Genomic DNA, 16,993 nt, shown 5'->3' with positions numbered 1-16,993 from the left:
GGGCGGGGTTTTCATGTCGAGCGAACAACGGCGCGGAGAATCAGGCGACCGCGGGTTCCTTCATCAGGATCGAGATCAGCGAAGCCACCTTGGCCTTGAGCTCGCGGCGATCGACGATCATGTCGATGGCGCCCTTCTCCAGCAGAAACTCGGAGCGCTGGAACCCTTCCGGCAGGGTCTCGCGCACGGTCTGCTCGATCACGCGAGGACCGGCGAAGCCGATCAGCGCGCCCGGCTCGCCAATCACCACGTCACCCAGGAAGGCGAACGAAGCCGATACGCCGCCCATGGTCGGGTCGGTCAGGATCGAGATGAACGGCAGCTTGTGGTCGGTCAGCAGCTGCAGTGCGGCGCTGGTCTTGGCCATCTGCATCAGCGAGTTCAGGCCTTCCTGCATGCGCGCGCCACCCGAGGCGGAAACGCAGATGAACGGCGCCTTGGCTTCCACCGCAGCCTGTACGCCGCGCACGAAACGCTCCCCCACGACCGAGCCCATCGAGCCACCGATGAACTTGAATTCGAACGAGGCAACCACCGCCGGCAGGGTCAGGATGCTGCCCTGCATGACCACCAGGGCGTCGTCTTCGCCGGTGGCGTTCTGCGCCGCGACCAGACGATCGGGATAGCGCTTGCCGTCCTTGAATTTCAGAATGTCAACCGGTTTGACTTCGGCACCGATTTCGCGGCGGCCTTCGGCATCCAGCAACATGCCCAGACGATCCCGCGCAGAGACCGCGTGATGATGGTTACACTTCGGGCAAACCTGCAGATTGCTTTCCAGGTCGGTGTAATACAGCACCGCTTCACAGGCCGGGCACTTGCTCCACAGCCCCTCCGGTACCGCCGAGGACTTTTCGGCGCGATTCTCGCGCTTGATCTTCGGCGGCAGGAGTTTATTCAACCAGCTCATGCTGACTCCTTGCTCATTCGCTCCGGCCACAACGGGTGAACCGAAGCACAATCGCCCCGGGGCTCAGGCCTCCGGGGACATGTACTAACTAATGGCCGCCTTCAGTTCGGCGACCAGAGAGGTCAACCGCTCGCGAGCGGTCTCAGGCGTTGCCGCCTCGATTTCCTGCACCAGACGGCTACCCACCACGACAGCATCGGCCGTAACGGCGATGGCACGCGCGGTCGCACCGTCACGGATGCCGAAGCCGACACCGATGGGCACTTGGATGTGTTGTCTAAGGGCGGCAATTTTACGCGCTACGTCGTCAATGTCCAGATTTCCGGCACCGGTCACGCCTTTAAGCGACACATAGTAGACATAACCGCGGGCGTGACGGGCGATCTCGGCCACCCGTTCGGCCGGTGTCGTCGGCGCCAGCAGGAAGATCGGATCAATGTTTTCCTGCTGCAGCGCGGCGGCCAGCTCTTCCGCCTCTTCCGGCGGGCAGTCGACCGTCAGCATACCGTCCACGCCAGCGGCGGCAGCGCGCTTGGCAAATTCAGCATAGCCCATGGCGCACAGCGGATTCAGGTAACCCATCAGCACCACCGGCGTTGTGGCATTGGTCTTGCGGAACTCGGCGACCATCTCCAGCACATGGCGCAGACCGACCTTGTGCGCCAGCGCCCGCTCGGAAGCGCGCTGGATCACCGGGCCGTCGGCCATCGGGTCGGAAAATGGCACCCCCAGCTCGATGATGTCGGCCCCGCCCTCGACCAGGCCGTGCATTAAGCCGACGGTCTGCTCCGGGTGCGGATCACCGGCAGTGATGAACGGGATCAGGGCCTTCTTGCCGGCCAAGGCGGCAAAACATGCGGCAATACGTGACATGCTTACTCCTGCTTACAAGGTCAGGCCGGACAGGCTGGCCACGGTATTGATGTCCTTGTCGCCGCGACCGGACAGGTTGACCAGAATCACTTGGTCCTTGCTCATGGTCGGCGCCACCTTGGCAGCCCAAGCCAACGCATGGCTCGACTCCAACGCAGGGATGATGCCCTCGTAACGGCACAGGTCGTGGAAGGCCTTGAGCGCCTCGTCGTCGTTGATCGCGGTGTACTCGGCGCGACCGATGTCCTTGAGGTAGCTGTGCTCCGGACCGACACCCGGGTAATCCAGACCGGCCGACACCGAATGGGTATCGGAAATCTGGCCGTCCTCGTCAAACATCAAATAGCTCCTGAAACCATGCAGCACACCCGGCTTGCCGACGGAAAGCGGTGCCGCATGGCGGCCGGTTTCAATACCATTGCCACCAGCCTCGACGCCGACCATGCGCACGCCGTCGACGCCGATGTACGGGTAGAACATGCCGATGGCGTTGGAACCGCCGCCGACACACGCCACCACCACGTCGGGCTGGCGGCCGATCATTTCTGGCATCTGCACCTTGCATTCCTCGCCGATTACGGTCTGGAAGTCGCGCACCAGCATCGGGTAGGGATGCGGACCGGCGGCGGTACCAATGATGTAGAACGTGGAATCGATATTGGTCACCCAGTCGCGCATCGCCTCATTCATCGCATCCTTGAGCGTCTTGGAGCCAGATTCGACCGGCACCACGGTAGCACCCAACAGCTTCATGCGGTAGACATTGGGCGACTGACGCTTGACGTCTTCCGCCCCCATGTACACCACGCACTCCATGCCGTAACGGGCGGCCACGGTGGCCGAGGCCACGCCATGCTGGCCGGCACCGGTTTCGGCGATCACGCGTTTCTTGCCCATACGCCGCGCCAGTAGTGCCTGGCCAATGGTGTTGTTGACCTTGTGCGCGCCGGTGTGATTCAGATCCTCGCGCTTGAGGTAGACCTGTGCACCGCCGAGCAGCTCCGACCAACGCTTGGCGTGGTAGATCGGAGAGGGACGGCCAACGTAATGTTTCAGTTCGTAGCGAAATTCTTCCCAGAACGCCGGATCAGCCTTGGCACGCGCATATTCCTCGTTCAGCTCTGCCAAAGCCGTCATCAGCGTTTCGGCGACGTAGACACCGCCATACGGCCCGAAATGGCCGCGGGCATCCGGAAAATCATACCGATCCATGCCTTGCTCCTGATATGAATGCCGCCATCTTGGCCGCATCCTTGATTCCTTTACTTGATTCCACGCCGCTCGACACGTCGACGGCAGCGGGATGCACCTTCGCCACGGCCTGCTGCACATTGTCCGGCGTCAAGCCGCCGGACAGGATCAGCGGCAACGGCAAGCCCGGCGGCAACAGCGTCCAGTCGAACACCGCCCCGGTGCCGCCATGGGCCCCTTCGACGAAGGCATCGGCCAGCAAACCACGGGCATCGTGATAGGCCGCCGCCCATTCTAGCAAATCCACCCCCGGCCTGACCCGCACCGCCTTGAGATAGGGCCGGGAGAACGAGCGGCAGAACGCCGGCGACTCTTCTCCGTGAAACTGCAGAATGTCGACCGGGCAGGCATCGAGGACACGGCGCACGAAAGTCTCGTCAGGATTGACGAACAGGGCCACCACACTGACGAAAGGCGGCAGCGCCCGCACGATGGTGCGCGCCTGTTCCAACGATACGTTGCGCGGGCTTTTTTCATAAAACACCAGACCGATGGCATCGGCGCCCAGGCGGGCTGCTTCGACACCGTCTTCCGGCCGGGTGATACCGCAAATCTTTACTCGGGGAAGCATCTCATCTCCACAATGTCAGCCGGACGGGATCGCTGGCCGTCGACACGCCGAACGACTCGGGGTACCCCACCCCGGTCAGATACAGGCCGTCCGGCATGAAGGTGGGGGGGGCGTGGCGACGGTCCTGAGCCGACAGCAGAGCGGCCATGTCCTCCGGGCTCAGCGCCCCCTTCCCTACGTACACTAGCGCCCCGACGATATTGCGCACCATGTGATGCAGGAAGGCGTCCGCCAAGAGATCGAAACGGATGAACCCATCGGCTTCGTGAATCTCCAGCTGCTGCAGGTGTTTGACCGGCGATTTGGCCTGGCATTCTGCGGCGCGGAAGCTGGAAAAATCATGCTGCCCCAACAGATGAGCAGCCGCTTCCCGCATCGCCGCCACGTCCAGTGGCTGGTGATACCAGCCCACCTTGCCCGCCAGGAGGCAGCTGCGCACCGGATGCGTCAGCAGGAAATAGCTGTAGGAACGCGAAAAGGCGGAGAAGCGCGCATGAAACTCGGTGTCCACGGGCTTAGCCCAGGCCACGGCAATTTCCGGGGGCAGAAGGCTGTTGACGCCGCGCACCCAGGCATTTGCCGGGCGCTCCACGTCCACATCGAAATGCACCACCTGCATCAGGGCATGCACACCAGCATCGGTCCGGCCCGCGGCAACCGTATTCACCGGCGCACAGGCGATCTGCGACAAGGCCAGATTCAGTTTGTCCTGCACGGTATTGCCGTGCGGCTGGCTCTGCCAGCCTGCAAACGCCCTGCCGTCGTACTCGACCCCCAACGCCACTCTCATGCAACCGCCTTCATGACCACTCCCAGACCCACCGCCAGCGACACCAGGACCACGTTATCGGATGTCCTCCAGCGGTAAACCCTCAACTGTACCCCATCCGGCGCCGGTAACGCCATGGCTTCGGCCATGAGACTGCGCCAGGCACTTCGCGTGCACGGCCGCGTCGCCGCCAGCAACTGCTCCGCATACGAGAGAGTCAAGCATAGGCGCAAGGCAAAGCGTTCCGATGACAGGCCCACCCAGCGCAAGGGACGCAGGAGAAACAGCAGGCCAGCCAGCACCCCATCCCGGCCCACCGCCAACCAGATGCCACGAATCAGCCAGACCAAGATGAGCAACCGCAAGACATGACGCGCACCTTCGGCCAACCCCTCGCACGTCGGCGCCCAAGCGGTATCGAACAAGGCATCACCCGGCACCGACCACCCCATGGTCAGCCACAACGTCAGCAACAGCCAGCGCATCCGGCGCAGCGACTGCCCGACCCCGGTACGCTCTTGCACATAGAGCTGCATCGCAGCGACCAAGGCCAAGAACGACAACGGCACCAGGGGTAGAAACTGCACCACCAGTGCCGCCATCAGCCAACACAACAAGATTGCCGCGGGATGGAACCTCTCGGTCAGATCAAGCCGAATCTTCAGACTCCTTCAACAAGGCCTTGGCCGCCTCAGTATCCCCCATCTCCATGTACAGCCGCGCCAGTTCCTGTTTGTCCGAAGCCGATTGAGATACCTCGGCGGCCAGGGGAGCCTCAGCGGCAAGGGAGGACTGGGTCGGCACAGCCGCTCCATCGCCAGCCACGGCCTCGGGAGCCGCTACTCTCGCCACCGCACCAGCAGCCGGAATAGACGCAGCGGCCGGCACCCCGGCGCCTGCTACGCTCGCGAGTGGCTCCATGTCAAACAATGGATTCCCCGGCAGGGTTACCCGCCCCAGCTCGCAGACACGCTGCCACAAGGTACTATCCTTGCCAAACACGCCTTTCGCTGCCGTCGCCTCGAGGATGAAGGGCTGTTTGTCCGGCAGGGAGGACAAGGCTTCCAGCAATTTGAACCGTACATCCTGCCGCATCGGCTCCCGCGTCAGTCCTTCTCGCAGCAGGGCCAAGGCCTGATCGGTACGGCCGTAAGCAAGATAGACCTCAGCCTCGGCCACCAAGTCAACCGGGCTCAAGTCGATTCCCCCACCCTGCTTGCCGCCCGCCATCAATGTGGTGAGCGGCCCCATCGTCAGCAGGGACGGATTGGCACCAACGCTCAACGCCGTGACAAGCCCGTTCGCACTGTTTGCTTGCCGATTTCGACGACGCCGCAGCCACCACCACCCCCCACCCAACAGCATGACACCCGCGGCGGCGGCGGCAGTGTAGAGATAGGGGGAGTTGTCGCCCAATGCCCTGCCCAGGCTCTCCATTGCCCCGGGCTCTGGGCCGGCAGCGTTTTTGACGGGCTCGGCCTTGGTGGTGGGCGCCTTGACCGGGACTGGATGGGCTGCCTCTTGTTGCAAAGCATTCAGCCGTTGCTGCAGCGCCTGCAGGCGCTGCTCCGCCACCGCGAGCAGCTGGTCCTGCTGCTGGAGTCGGCGTTTTAACTCCCCCTCCCTCCGCGCCTCCTGGCTGGGCGGTACAACCTTATCGCCCGCCGCCGACACCGCCGCTGCCACAGGTGGAGCGGCTACGGTAGCGGTTGCTGACACGGGTGCCGCAAGCTGCGCGGGAGCGGCAGAATGCTCTCTCACGGCAACCTTCTTGCCAGCCGGCGCCGCCTCGGCTATACGCCAATTTGCCGGATAGGCCAGTTGCGCCCCGGCTTTCAGCCTGTCGACATCCCCGGCGATAAAGGCTTGCGGATTGGCGGCATGCAGCCGGCGAATCACCTGCTCCACCGAGTCCGCGCCCTCGGTGCGCTGCGCGATAGCCCCGAGCGTGTCCCCGCGCCCGACCCGATAGACCTTGGTCTTTGCCGCATGATGCCCCACGTCAGCGCTCTCTTCATGAGAAGCGCGGCCAATCTGACGGGCAGTTTCAGGGGGGTCGAACAACAGCGAATAGTTTCTCGCCAGTTTGATGGTACCGACTCCGACCTCAAGCCGCAGCGAGAGCATGGGTTCCTGGACGATTTGACTGGAGAAGAGCCGCAGCACCGTCTTGCCACTCGCTGACTTGACGAACTCGTAGCCTATCGATGCCAGCAACTGAACCTGCTGCGCTCCCACCGCACCACTGGGCAGCACCACGGCAGAAAGCTGCTTGTGTTCGGCAGGAGGCCGCCCCAGCACCTCCACTTCGGCAAGCAAGGGCTCACCGATAAAGGATTGCACCTTGAGCTCACCAAGTCCCAGCGGTGTTAGCCGGGCATGATGATCAGCCGTGACCGCAGCTTTCTTGCCTTCATCATCCGGCATGGGGCTGCGCTTTGGGTGGCGCGGCCCATCGCGGTGGTAATCCACGTCGAATTCGCGCACTAGGCGCCCGGCCGGCCAGCTGATTTCCACAGCAAAATGCAGCGTGGGCTCATCGAAATTGGCCGGGCCGGCAACACGTACTTTCGAGAGCATTCCATCAGCCTGCCGCACCAGGGAGAACTGGAGCTTGCCGACTGATGGCGTATACGGGGAGATCAGAGGGTAGTGATTGCGGTCGGCCAGTCCAATCGACGCGTTGTTGCCAACGGCTTCATCGACCAGGGGAATTTCCGCCTCAAAGGGCTCCCCGTCCGAGGATAGCACCTTGATCGGTCCCAACCCGGCATGGGCCTGCACCGCGACCCCCAACGAGGACAGCAAAGCGGCAATCGCCGTCATTCTGATGACAGAGTCCATTCTGTTCATTCCCTGCCTAGCAAGCCTCCGGGGAGCCGAAACGAACCAGCCCTCGAAGGAGGGCCGGAGTTTCACGATCATGAACCTATTTTGGCCAGCAATTGCTCCGCCTCCACCTTCAGCCCACCCTGGGCTTCAGAAAGCAGATCTTCCAGCACTTCCTTGGCGCCGTCCTTATCCCCCATATCCAGATAAACCTTGGCCAGATCGAGTTTGGTGGACAAGGGATCGTCATTGACCGACAAACCCTCCAGCGAGGCGGCCTCCGGTGCCGACTCGGCCCCCAGCATGCCTTCGTAGAGGGCGTCAAAACCGGCCGAACCAGTCTCTTCCAGTCCCAGATCGGGAGCCCCACCGGCTTTGCCCTGCTGCCCAGCGCTGCCGGACGGCTCGCTCAACATCGAATCGAGGTTGAAGTCGAAATCGAGCAGATTTTCCTGCATCGCCGCCGAGGCTGCCGGGTCATCCTGTGTGGCGTCCGCCTTCGGTTTCTTGGCAGAGAGGTCAAAAGCGGCATCCAGATCGAAATCGAGCATACTCCCCGGACTGGTCTCCTCGGGAACCCCGGAGGATGGCGCTTCGGCAAACAGAGCAGCACGCAACGGGTCGTCGTTTTCGGTCGGAACGGATTGCGTAACAGGGGCGCTCGGCGCCTTTTCTTGCTCCCGGGGCGCAGCGACGCTTTCTGTCTGCCCCGATGGGGAAGCCGGAGCCGAGGGCTGCCCGAACAGTTCGTGATCAAGGTCGATCGTCGTCGCCGGTGCCACAGTCGGAGCGCTCGCCCCCGGGGCAGAGTCAAGCAGCTGATACAGTGGATTACCGGGGTCGAGCACCGCCCCCATCGCCGCCGCCTTGGCCCAATGCGGGCCCTTGCCGTCGAATGCTGCATACAGTTCGCGCGCGAGCGACTCGAAACCTTCTTTGTCCTGCCGCGCGGCGTGGATTTCCATCAATTTCAGACGTACTTCGTGGCGTGACGGATCGCGACTCAGCGCATCCTTGAGAATCTCCTCAGCCTGCGCATCCCTGCCATAGGCGATATACACCTCCGCCTCGGCAATCGGATCAACTTCGGCCGTGTCGATAGCCCCCACCGACTGCGTGAAGTTGGCCATGAAAGAATGCCCAGCACCGATGGCCGATGCCCCGCCCTGGAGGTTGATGTTGGAACTGCTTGCGCCACTACCGAGCACGGCGCCGGCATTGCCGGACGAAAGCTTGAGCGCAGAAGACAAGGACGAAGCCTGACGGCGACGGCGCGCCACCACCACGCCCAAGGCAGCCAACAGTGCAACGGCGGCGCCACCGCCGACCAGAGGCAGATTGTCCAACAGCGAATCGACCCACGACGGCCCAGCCGCCGCATCCCCGGCCTTGGCGGCGCTACCGGCCGCCGGCTTGGCAACCTCATGGCCGTTCTGCAACGCTTTGATTTGAGCCTCGAGTGTAGCGATGCGCTTTTCAGCATCTTTCAATGCTTGCTCACGGCTGGCCACTTGCTGCTCCACCTCGGACAGCTTTTCGTCCGTGGGTGCCGACGTTTCCGGCGCCATCAGTTTCAGCACTTCCCCACCCTTGACCGGCTGAGCCGCCTGCGAGGCAGAGGCAGCCGGCTTGAGCGCGGCTGCCGGCGGCGGCTCGGAACTGGCTTGTGTCGCGGGGGGCGTTGCATTGGCAGCGAGCGCAGAGGCCGGAGCCAGCAGATTACGAGCCTCGGCCGGAGCAATGGCGCGAATCTTGACCGCCGGGGGCACCTTCAGGTTGACGGCAGCCTTGATGCGGTTTGGGTCCCCCGCGATGAAAGCAGAAGGGTTGCTCTTGACCAAGGCCGCCATGGTTTGTTCGAGTGTGGCGCCTTGTGGCCGCACCTGAGCCGCCAGCGTATTCAGCGTCGCCCCCGGCGCCACGTAAAGCGAATCGGCAGGGGCACGCCTTGGTGCTACCGCACCCTCGCGGGCCACGTTGCCACGGTATTGGCTTGCAAGGCTAGGCGCAGCCTTCGGCAAGGACTGAACAAAGGAAGGTTTGTTGCTGACCTGATAATCGATCGGGTCGAGTAAAACGGTGTACTCGCGCACCGAACGCCCGGAACTGGTTCTCGCCTCCACCACAAAGCGCAAATACGGCTCGTTGATAGGGGCAGAAGACGAAACGCGAACGATGGCACCTCTTCCACTCGGCTCCACCGAGAACTTCAGGGAACTCAGAATGCCTGAATAATCGACGTTAAGGTCGCGAAAAGTATCCATTCCGGCCAAGCCGACCCGTGCCGAGGACAGTTCGGCGGCATTAACATCGGTCAGATTGATCTCGGCGCGAAATGTTTCACCCAGATAGGATCTGACATTGATTTTCCCCAGCCCCGCCCAAGCGTTTGCGGAAAAAAGCACCGCAACGGCGAGAGCGCTCAGCTTCATTTTTGCCCGATTTGTCACAGTTCACCTTCCGGCAACAACCTGCTTAGATGTTTTTTTCAACAACTACCCCATAGTGAAGGTAGTCCTTTATCAGTGCCATCTTAGGCTTTAACAAGCTCTTTAGCTAGATTTCATACCAAGAAAAAAGGCGGCAAAAATCTGCCGCCCGGTTTCTTTACCCGAAGTGCCCTGCATTTTGCAAAGCTTCAGCCACGGTAACGCAACTCATTGCCGCAGCCGCTTTGACGTTGTCGGCCGTAAGCCAGAAGCTGAGCGTCTTTCCGGTGCGACGGACACGACTTACCCAGACACGATCGTTGCCGGCAACTTCCATTGGCGTGGCATAGCCATCCGCCTGCTGCGGCTGGTCCACCACGTGCAGCCCGAGCGATGCAAACAGGTTCCGGGCACGCGAAGCCTCCACTTCGGTATCGGTTTCCACCGTAACCGACCACGCATGGCCAAAGAACACCGGCACCCTGACGCAGGTAGCCTCGACGGCAAACTCGTCGCTGCCGAACAGGCGGTGCAGTTCATTGACGATGGACGACTCTTCTTCGGTCGCGCCACTCTCGTCGGCATCGCCGATCTTGGGCAGCAGGTTGTAGGCGATGCGCTTGGCGTAGACTTCGCACTCGGCCTCGCGCTGGGTGAACAGAGCCGTGGTCTGATTGGCCAGTTCCTCGAGCGCGGCCTGGCCGCTTCCGGATACGGATTGGTAGGTGGACACCGTCACCCGTTTCAGACCATGCTCAGCCAGCGCCTTAAGCGCGATGGCCAGCGGCGTGACCGTACAATTGGGAACGGCGATCAGGGCGTTCTCCGGCAGGTCGGCCACCAGGCTGCCGTTCAGAGCAGGAACGAGCAGCGGCACTTCATCATCCTGGCGATAAGCCGAGGTGAAATCGATGACGGTGGCACCGGCCTCGCGCGCCAGCGGCACGTACTGCCGAGAGATTTCACCACCTGCCACGAAAATGGCCAGCGGCGTCACCTCGAAGCCAAACTCGTCGACTGGGTGAACATTCAGCTCAAGGTTACCAAAGGTGACGGTTTCTCCATCGTGATCCTGGGTATCCACGGCGAACACGCGACTGGCCGGAAAGTCACGGCTGGCGAGCAGGTCGAGCACGGCCTGGCCGACGAGACCGGTTGCGCCAACGACGGCGACCTGAATGGGATGAGACATGATGAATTCCTGTTAGAAATGCATAAAGGGCGCAAAGCGCCCTTTGGGAAAAACGGAACCGGCACTCAGGCCGGTTCGAGCGACGAGCGTATTTTAACGCTCAATCAGGATGCGCAGCATGCGGCGCAGAGGCTCGGCAGCCCCCCACAACAGCTGATCGCCGACGGTGAAGGCGGACAGGTAGTCGCCACCCATGGCCAGCTTGCGCAGACGACCCACCGGCGTGGTCAGCGTGCCGGTCACGGCTGCCGGGGTCAGATCACGCATCGAGGCTTCGCGGGTGTTGGGCACGACCTTGGCCCACGGGTTGGCGGCAGCCAGCATCGCTTCGATCTCGTCGAGCGGCACGTCCTTCTTCAGTTTGATGGTCAGGGCCTGGCTGTGGCAGCGCATGGCGCCGACGCGAACGCACAGACCATCCACCGGCACCGGGTTGGCCGAACGGCCGAGTATCTTGTTGGTTTCGACGCCGCCCTTCCACTCTTCCTTGGATTGGCCATTGCCGAGATCCTTGTCGATCCACGGGATCAGGCTGCCAGCCAGCGGCACGCCGAAGTTCTGGCTCGGGTATTCGTCCGAACGCAGGAAATCGGATACCTTGCGATCGATGTCGAGGATGGCGGAGGCCGGATCGGCCAGCTTGTCGGCTACTTGGCCATGGATGGCGCCCATGCCGGAGATCAGCTCGCGCATGTTCTGCGCGCCAGCGCCCGATGCCGCCTGGTAGGTCATCGAGGTGACCCACTCGACCAGGTCGTTCTGGAACAGACCGCCCAGCGCCATCAGCATCAGCGACACGGTACAGTTGCCGCCGACGTAGTTCTTCACGCCATTGGCGAGGCCATCCTTGATCACGTTCATGTTGACCGGATCGAGGATAATGATGGCGTCGTCTTCCATGCGCAGCGTGGAGGCGGCATCGATCCAGTAGCCTTTCCAGCCGGCTGCGCGCAGTTTCGGGAACACCTCGGAGGTGTAATCGCCGCCCTGGCAGGTGACGATGGCGTCCATCGCCAGCAGATCATCAATATTCTTGGCATCTTTCAATGCCGGCACGTCACGGCCGATATCGGGACCCTTGCCGCCGACGTTGGAAGTGGTGAAGAACACCGGCTCGCTGATCTGGGCAAAATCGTTTTCTTCACGCATGCGCTGCATCAGCACGGAACCGACCATGCCGCGCCAGCCAACAAAACCTACTCGCACAATAAATATCTCCTGAATGTCGTCGGATAGTGGAAGCTATTTCGCCGGCCTGCTCATCGAGGCCGGTCTTATCTGGTGATCAACCCCATTGTGCAGGGCAACAGCTGCTCACACAATGGGGTCGGCGCGTTTTATTTGAACCGCATTTACCACATCACTAGAGTCGCCAACAAAACCTAGCGCAGCGGTCTTGCCCAGGCGCGCGGCTGCAGAAAACAAGGCGTAGCCAAAGTTTCTGCGAAGCTACAGTACAACTAGTGCGACAAGAGCTTGCTGAGCGAATCTCTACGAGAGATTCGCACGCGAGCGCAACAACGCCAAGAGGGTTTTGTTAGCGGCTCTTACAGCGCGGCGACCACGGCGTCGCCCATACCCGAGCAGCTGACTTTCTCGCAACCCGCCTCGAAGATATCGGCGGTGCGGTAGCCCTGCTTCAGCACCGTCTTCACCGCGTTCTCGACGCGCAGGGCAGCCTCTTCCTGGGCGAAGGTATAGCGCAGCATCATGGCGGCGGAGAGGATGGTGGCCAGCGGGTTGGCGAGGTTCTTGCCGGCGATGTCCGGGGCGGAACCGTGGGACGGCTCGTACAGACCCTTGTTGTTCTGGTCGAGCGAGGCCGACGGCAGCATGCCGATCGAGCCGGTCAGCATCGAGGCTTCGTCGGACAGGATGTCGCCGAAGATATTGCCGGTGACCATCACGTCGAACTGCTTGGGGTTACGCACCAGCTGCATCGCGGCATTGTCGACGTACATGTGGCTGAGTTCCACTTGCGGGTACTCGCGCGCCACGTCGATGAAGATTTCTTTCCAGAACTCGGTGGTTTCCAGCACGTTGGCCTTGTCCACCGAACACAGCTTCTTGTTGCGCTTCATGGCGATGCCGAATGCCACGTGGGCGATGCGGCGGATTTCGCTCTCGCTGTAGCGCATGGTGTTGTACGCCTCGCGCTCGCCCAATTCGTTGACGGCGATGCCGCGCGGCTGGCCGAAGTAGATGTCGCCGGTCAACTCGCGCACGATCATGATGTCGAGGCCCGACACCACTTCCGGCTTCAGCGTGGAAGCGTTGGCGAGTTCGGGGTAGAGGATGGCCGGACGCAGGTTGGCGAACAGGTTGAGATCCTTGCGGATCGCCAACAGGCCGCGTTCCGGGCGCAGCGGACGGTCGAGGTTGTCGTACTTCGGACCACCGACGGCCCCCAGCAGCACCGCATCGGCGGCACGGCAGAGCTTCTGCGTGGATTCAGGATAAGGCTGACCGAAGGCGTCGTAACCAGCCCCGCCCAGCGGCGCTTCTTCCATTTCGAGCGGCAGGCCATCCTGACGCAATACATCCAGCACGCGGCGCGCCTGGGCGATGATTTCCGGACCGATGCCGTCACCGGGCAATACTGCAATCTTCATAATCGTATCCCTTGCTTTCTCTTGAGCATAGCGGGCGGCCAAGCCGCCCGCTCCGGTTCGGTTCAGATCAGGCCAGAAGCCAGGGCTTCTCAGCCTTGAGTTTTTCTTCGTAGGCGCGAATCTTGTCGGACTGAGCCAGGGTCAGCCCGATTTCGTCCAGACCGTTGAGCAGGCAGTGCTTGCGATGCTCGGTGATGTCGAAGGCGAAGGATTGGCCGGACGGGGTGGTCACGGTCTGTGCCGCCAGATCGATGGTGAGGCGGTAGCCTTCGGCCGCGACGCTTTCCTTGAACAGCTGATCGACCGTCTCGGCCGGCAGCACGATCGGCAGCAGACCGTTCTTGTAGCAGTTGTTGAAGAAGATGTCGGCAAAGCTCGGGGCGATGACAACGCGGAAGCCGTAGTCTTCCAGCGCCCACGGCGCATGCTCTCGGCTGGAACCGCAGCCGAAGTTCTCGCGCGCCAGCAACACCTGGGCACCGGCGTAGCGCGGGTAGTTCAGCACGAAGTCCGGGTTGAGCGGGCGGACGCTGTTGTCCATGCCCGGCTCGCCGTGGTCGAGATAACGCCATTCGTCGAACAGGTTCGGACCGAAACCCGAGCGCTTGATCGATTTGAGAAACTGCTTGGGGATGATCGCATCGGTGTCGACATTGGCGCGATCGAGCGGGCACACGAGCCCGTTCAATGTAGTAAATGCTTTCATTATTCCTGTAAGGGCCAAGCCCTCTCCCAATACGTTAGTTGCCTTGCGACGTCGTGCCGTTGACCACCGGGGCCGGCGGACTCGGACGCGTCGCATCGTCTATCTTGTTGCCCACGCGCTTGGCGGTATCCGATACCGCTTCACCGCCGCGCTGCACGGCGTGGCCGACCGCCTCGCCACTGCGATGCAGCGCCTGCCCGACGGCCTCGCCACCCTGGTGGATGTCCTGGCCCAGGCCGTGCACGGTGTTGCAAGCGCCAAGCAGCAAGACGCTGGTCAGCGGTAGCAAACGGCGCAGCGCGCGCTTAGAAATGGCGAACATCGACGAAGTGGCCTGCAATCGCGGCGGCCGCGGCCATGGCCGGGCTCACCAGGTGGGTACGTCCGCCCTGTCCCTGGCGGCCCTCGAAGTTGCGGTTGGAGGTCGAGGCGCAACGCTCGCCCGGCTCCAGACGGTCGGCGTTCATCGCCAGACACATCGAGCAACCCGGCTCGCGCCATTCGAACCCCGCCGCAGTGAACACCTTGTCCAGTCCCTCGGCTTCGGCCTGCGCCTTCACCAGACCGGAACCCGGCACCACCATCACCAGCTTCACGTTACCGGCCTTCTGGCGGCCCTTGATCACAGCGGCGGCGGCGCGCAGGTCTTCGATGCGCGAGTTGGTACAGGAACCGATGAACACCTTGTCGATGGCGATCTGTTCGATCGGAGTGTTGGCTTCAAGCCCCATGTAGGCCAGGGCGCGCTCGATGCCTTCGCGCTTGACCGGGTCCTTCACCTGAGCCGGGTCCGGCACGATGCCGGCGATTTCGGTCACCATTTCCGGCGACGTACCCCAGGTCACTTGCGGCTGGATGTCGGCGGCGGCGAGTTCCACCACGGAGTCGAACTGCGCGCCCTCGTCGGACACCAGCGTCTTCCAGTACGCCACGGCCTTGTCCCAGTTCTCACCCTTCGGCGCAAACGGACGGCCCTGAACGTAGTCGATGGTTTTCTGGTCGACCGCCACCAGGCCGGAACGGGCACCGCCCTCGATCGCCATATTGCACAGAGTCATACGGCCTTCGATCGACAGATCGCGGATCGCCGAACCGCCGAACTCGATGGCGTAGCCGGTACCGCCGGCGGTGCCGATCTTGCCAATGATCGCCAGTGCCACGTCCTTGGCGGTGACGCCCTCACCCAATTGCCCTTCGACCTTCACCAGCATGGACTTGGACTTCTTCGCCACCAGACACTGCGTAGCCATCACGTGCTCGACCTCGGAGGTGCCGATGCCGTGCGCCAGCGCACCGAAGGCGCCATGAGTGGAGGTGTGGCTGTCACCACACACCACGGTCATGCCCGGCAGCGTGGCGCCTTGCTCCGGCCCCATCACGTGGACGATGCCCTGGCCTTTGTCCTTGAACGGGAAGTAGGCCAGCGCGCCGAATTCCTTGATGTTGGCATCCAGCGTCTCGACCTGCTGGCGCGAGATCGGGTCCTTGATGCCTTCGTCCCAATGGTCGGTCGGGGTGTTGTGATCGGCGGTCGCCACGATGGACGACACTCGCCACGGTTTGCGGCCAGCCAGTTTCAGGCCTTCGAACGCCTGCGGGCTGGTGACTTCGTGCACCAGGTGGCGATCGATATAAAGCAGCACGGTGCCGTCGGCTTCTTCAGTCACTACATGGCTGGACCAGAGCTTGTCGTAAAGGGTCTGCGCGGTCATGTCTCTCTGTCTTATCCTGTCGAAATCTAGCGATGGCGAAATAGCGTAAAATCCATTCTGGCATAGCGTTTACCCCTGATTCAAGCAAACCCTGCCGCAATGCAAAAACGCCAGTTTTAAACGATCGAAGAAGCGGAAAAGCACCTTGGCGCCCTTAGCCTCCGCCACTTTCAGGACAGTCATCGACACGGGGAGTTTCATTACCCCCAACTCACGGCAGCCAACCAAGGGCCCTGAAGACTGCCTGCTGACCATCCTCTGAGTGACAGAATAAGAAGCGATGGATACTGGAACAAGACCCTGTTTTATCCTAGTATAAATACCTACCAGTCTTCTCCACCACGCCTTCATGCCACCCCACAATCTAGGTCAGTTCATCCGCAAACATCGTGAACGTTTGCAACCCGAAGAAACCGGCTTGCGCACCACCGGCCGCCGCCGGACACCCGGCCTGCGGCGCGAGGAATTGGCGCAACTCTGTGCAGTGAGCCCCACCTGGATTACCTGGCTGGAACAGGGACGGCCGGTGTCGGCCTCGACGGAGGTATTGGCACGCCTGGCCGAGGTGCTGCAGCTGACGGCGGCGGAACGGCATTATCTGTTCACCCTGGCGGGCAAGCTGGATCTGGCCACAGAGCAAAGCGACGCGAGTGCGGCCGACGCCATCGTGGCCAGCGTGGCACACATCACTTCACCGGCATACGTGCTGGACCGCCAATGGAACGCCCGCGCCTGGAACCCGGCGGCACAGCAGTTGTTCCATGGCTGGTTGGATACCGAAGAGGCCGGGCCGCGCAACCTGTTGCGTTTCACCTTCCTGACCCCTCAGGCCCGGGAGTTGATCGACAACTGGTCATACCGGGCCAAACGGCTGGTGGCCGAGTTTCGCGCCGACTGCGGCCGCAGCGTGGACGATGCGGAAATGCAGCCCTTGATTACCGAGCTGTGCCAGAACAGCACCGAGTTCGCCGCTTTCTGGCAAGACTATGAGGTAACGGGGCGAGAGGGCGGAATACGCGTGTTCCAGCACCCGCAACGCGGACAACTGGTGTACGAACAAGTCACGTTCTACCCCGCCACCCGGCGTGACCTGAAACTGGTGATGCTGTTGCCGGCACCGGCCGACCTTTGACACCGCC

16 protein-coding genes are annotated in these 16,993 nt (G+C 62.2%); 1 reads left to right on the top strand and 15 read right to left on the bottom strand.

Annotation, left to right across the window (positions count from 1 at the left end; translation table 11 throughout):
* Positions 1-40 precede the first annotated feature (40 nt).
* The 15 genes from accD to B9N72_RS21585 form a co-directional block, all read right to left on the bottom strand.
* Complete coding sequence (gene accD, locus B9N72_RS08235; RefSeq protein ID WP_008953718.1) at positions 41-910, bottom strand: acetyl-CoA carboxylase, carboxyltransferase subunit beta; 870 nt, start codon at positions 908-910, stop codon at positions 41-43.
* 84 nt (positions 911-994) lie between these two features.
* Positions 995-1,783 (bottom strand): tryptophan synthase subunit alpha, encoded by a 789-nt coding sequence (gene trpA / locus B9N72_RS08230; protein WP_085275941.1) that lies wholly within the window; start codon positions 1,781-1,783, stop codon positions 995-997.
* Between the two features lie 12 nt (positions 1,784-1,795).
* Positions 1,796-2,995, bottom strand: a complete 1,200-nt coding sequence (gene trpB, locus B9N72_RS08225) for a tryptophan synthase subunit beta (protein WP_085275940.1) — start codon at positions 2,993-2,995, stop codon at positions 1,796-1,798.
* Positions 2,982-3,605 (bottom strand): phosphoribosylanthranilate isomerase, encoded by a 624-nt coding sequence (locus B9N72_RS08220; protein ID WP_085275939.1) that lies wholly within the window; start codon positions 3,603-3,605, stop codon positions 2,982-2,984. The genes trpB and B9N72_RS08220 overlap by 14 nt, the downstream gene beginning before the upstream one ends.
* 1 nt (position 3,606) lies before the next feature.
* A complete protein-coding gene (truA, locus tag B9N72_RS08215; RefSeq protein ID WP_085275938.1) occupies positions 3,607-4,395 on the bottom strand; it encodes a tRNA pseudouridine(38-40) synthase TruA in 789 nt (262 codons plus the stop codon).
* Entirely contained in the window at positions 4,392-4,976 is a 585-nt protein-coding gene (locus tag B9N72_RS08210) for a hypothetical protein (protein ID WP_085275937.1), read from the bottom strand. Before B9N72_RS08210 ends, truA begins: the two co-directional genes overlap by 4 nt.
* Before the next feature lie 46 nt (positions 4,977-5,022).
* A complete protein-coding gene (locus tag B9N72_RS08205) occupies positions 5,023-7,299 on the bottom strand; it encodes a FimV/HubP-related protein (RefSeq protein ID WP_234985924.1) in 2,277 nt (758 codons plus the stop codon).
* The gene (locus B9N72_RS08200) at positions 7,296-9,635 is read right to left on the bottom strand and encodes a motility hub landmark protein FimV (protein WP_085275936.1); all 2,340 of its coding nucleotides are present in this window, start codon (positions 9,633-9,635) and stop codon (positions 7,296-7,298) included. Before B9N72_RS08200 ends, B9N72_RS08205 begins: the two co-directional genes overlap by 4 nt.
* A gap of 175 nt (positions 9,636-9,810) precedes the next feature.
* Entirely contained in the window at positions 9,811-10,824 is a 1,014-nt protein-coding gene (locus B9N72_RS08195; RefSeq protein WP_085275935.1) for an aspartate-semialdehyde dehydrogenase, read from the bottom strand.
* A gap of 93 nt (positions 10,825-10,917) precedes the next feature.
* Entirely contained in the window at positions 10,918-12,030 is a 1,113-nt protein-coding gene (asd, locus tag B9N72_RS08190) for an aspartate-semialdehyde dehydrogenase (RefSeq protein WP_085275934.1), read from the bottom strand.
* 341 nt (positions 12,031-12,371) lie between these two features.
* Positions 12,372-13,436: a 3-isopropylmalate dehydrogenase gene (gene leuB / locus B9N72_RS08185; RefSeq protein WP_085275933.1), complete on the bottom strand. Its 1,065-nt coding sequence runs from the start codon at positions 13,434-13,436 to the stop codon at positions 12,372-12,374.
* Between the two features lie 67 nt (positions 13,437-13,503).
* On the bottom strand, positions 13,504-14,142 hold the full coding sequence (gene leuD, locus B9N72_RS08180; protein ID WP_085275932.1) for a 3-isopropylmalate dehydratase small subunit: 639 nt from the start codon (positions 14,140-14,142) through the stop codon (positions 13,504-13,506).
* A gap of 34 nt (positions 14,143-14,176) precedes the next feature.
* Positions 14,177-14,464 (bottom strand): entericidin, encoded by a 288-nt coding sequence (locus tag B9N72_RS08175; protein ID WP_085275931.1) that lies wholly within the window; start codon positions 14,462-14,464, stop codon positions 14,177-14,179.
* Positions 14,448-15,854 carry a 3-isopropylmalate dehydratase large subunit gene (leuC, locus tag B9N72_RS08170; protein WP_085275930.1) on the bottom strand — a complete coding sequence of 469 codons (1,407 nt, stop codon included), beginning with the start codon at positions 15,852-15,854 and terminating at the stop codon, positions 14,448-14,450. The genes B9N72_RS08175 and leuC overlap by 17 nt, the downstream gene beginning before the upstream one ends.
* Positions 15,855-15,923: 69 nt before the next feature.
* Positions 15,924-16,055 carry a hypothetical protein gene (locus tag B9N72_RS21585; RefSeq protein ID WP_268808242.1) on the bottom strand — a complete coding sequence of 44 codons (132 nt, stop codon included), beginning with the start codon at positions 16,053-16,055 and terminating at the stop codon, positions 15,924-15,926.
* Positions 16,056-16,203: 148 nt separating this feature from the next.
* Between B9N72_RS21585 and B9N72_RS08165 the strand changes: the two genes are divergently transcribed.
* On the top strand, positions 16,204-16,986 hold the full coding sequence (locus tag B9N72_RS08165; RefSeq protein ID WP_085275929.1) for a helix-turn-helix transcriptional regulator: 783 nt from the start codon (positions 16,204-16,206) through the stop codon (positions 16,984-16,986).
* Positions 16,987-16,993: the final 7 nt, after the last annotated feature.

The sequence above is a fragment of the Pseudogulbenkiania subflava DSM 22618 genome (assembly GCF_900177275.1).
In the GTDB taxonomy this organism is placed as follows: Bacteria; Pseudomonadota; Gammaproteobacteria; order Burkholderiales; family Chromobacteriaceae; genus Pseudogulbenkiania; species Pseudogulbenkiania subflava.
This window is presented reverse-complemented; position numbering and strand designations above follow the sequence as displayed.

Excerpts from the sequence above, each read along its gene's own strand:
- accD (WP_008953718.1), bottom strand. The coding sequence starts at position 910 with ATGAGCTGGTTGAATAAACTCCTGCCGCCGAAGATCAAGCGCGAGAAT.
- trpA (WP_085275941.1), bottom strand. The coding sequence starts at position 1,783 with ATGTCACGTATTGCCGCATGTTTTGCCGCCTTGGCCGGCAAGAAGGCC.
- trpB (WP_085275940.1), bottom strand. The coding sequence starts at position 2,995 with ATGGATCGGTATGATTTTCCGGATGCCCGCGGCCATTTCGGGCCGTAT.
- B9N72_RS08220 (WP_085275939.1), bottom strand. The coding sequence starts at position 3,605 with ATGCTTCCCCGAGTAAAGATTTGCGGTATCACCCGGCCGGAAGACGGT.
- truA (WP_085275938.1), bottom strand. The coding sequence starts at position 4,395 with ATGAGAGTGGCGTTGGGGGTCGAGTACGACGGCAGGGCGTTTGCAGGC.
- B9N72_RS08210 (WP_085275937.1), bottom strand. The coding sequence starts at position 4,976 with ATGGCGGCACTGGTGGTGCAGTTTCTACCCCTGGTGCCGTTGTCGTTC.
- B9N72_RS08205 (WP_234985924.1), bottom strand. The coding sequence starts at position 7,299 with ATGATCGTGAAACTCCGGCCCTCCTTCGAGGGCTGGTTCGTTTCGGCT.
- B9N72_RS08200 (WP_085275936.1), bottom strand. The coding sequence starts at position 9,635 with ATGAAGCTGAGCGCTCTCGCCGTTGCGGTGCTTTTTTCCGCAAACGCT.
- B9N72_RS08195 (WP_085275935.1), bottom strand. The coding sequence starts at position 10,824 with ATGTCTCATCCCATTCAGGTCGCCGTCGTTGGCGCAACCGGTCTCGTC.
- leuB (WP_085275933.1), bottom strand. The coding sequence starts at position 13,436 with ATGAAGATTGCAGTATTGCCCGGTGACGGCATCGGTCCGGAAATCATC.
- leuD (WP_085275932.1), bottom strand. The coding sequence starts at position 14,142 with ATGAAAGCATTTACTACATTGAACGGGCTCGTGTGCCCGCTCGATCGC.
- B9N72_RS08175 (WP_085275931.1), bottom strand. The coding sequence starts at position 14,464 with ATGTTCGCCATTTCTAAGCGCGCGCTGCGCCGTTTGCTACCGCTGACC.
- leuC (WP_085275930.1), bottom strand. The coding sequence starts at position 15,854 with ATGACCGCGCAGACCCTTTACGACAAGCTCTGGTCCAGCCATGTAGTG.
- B9N72_RS21585 (WP_268808242.1), bottom strand. The coding sequence starts at position 16,055 with ATGAAACTCCCCGTGTCGATGACTGTCCTGAAAGTGGCGGAGGCTAAG.
- B9N72_RS08165 (WP_085275929.1), top strand. The coding sequence starts at position 16,204 with ATGCCACCCCACAATCTAGGTCAGTTCATCCGCAAACATCGTGAACGT.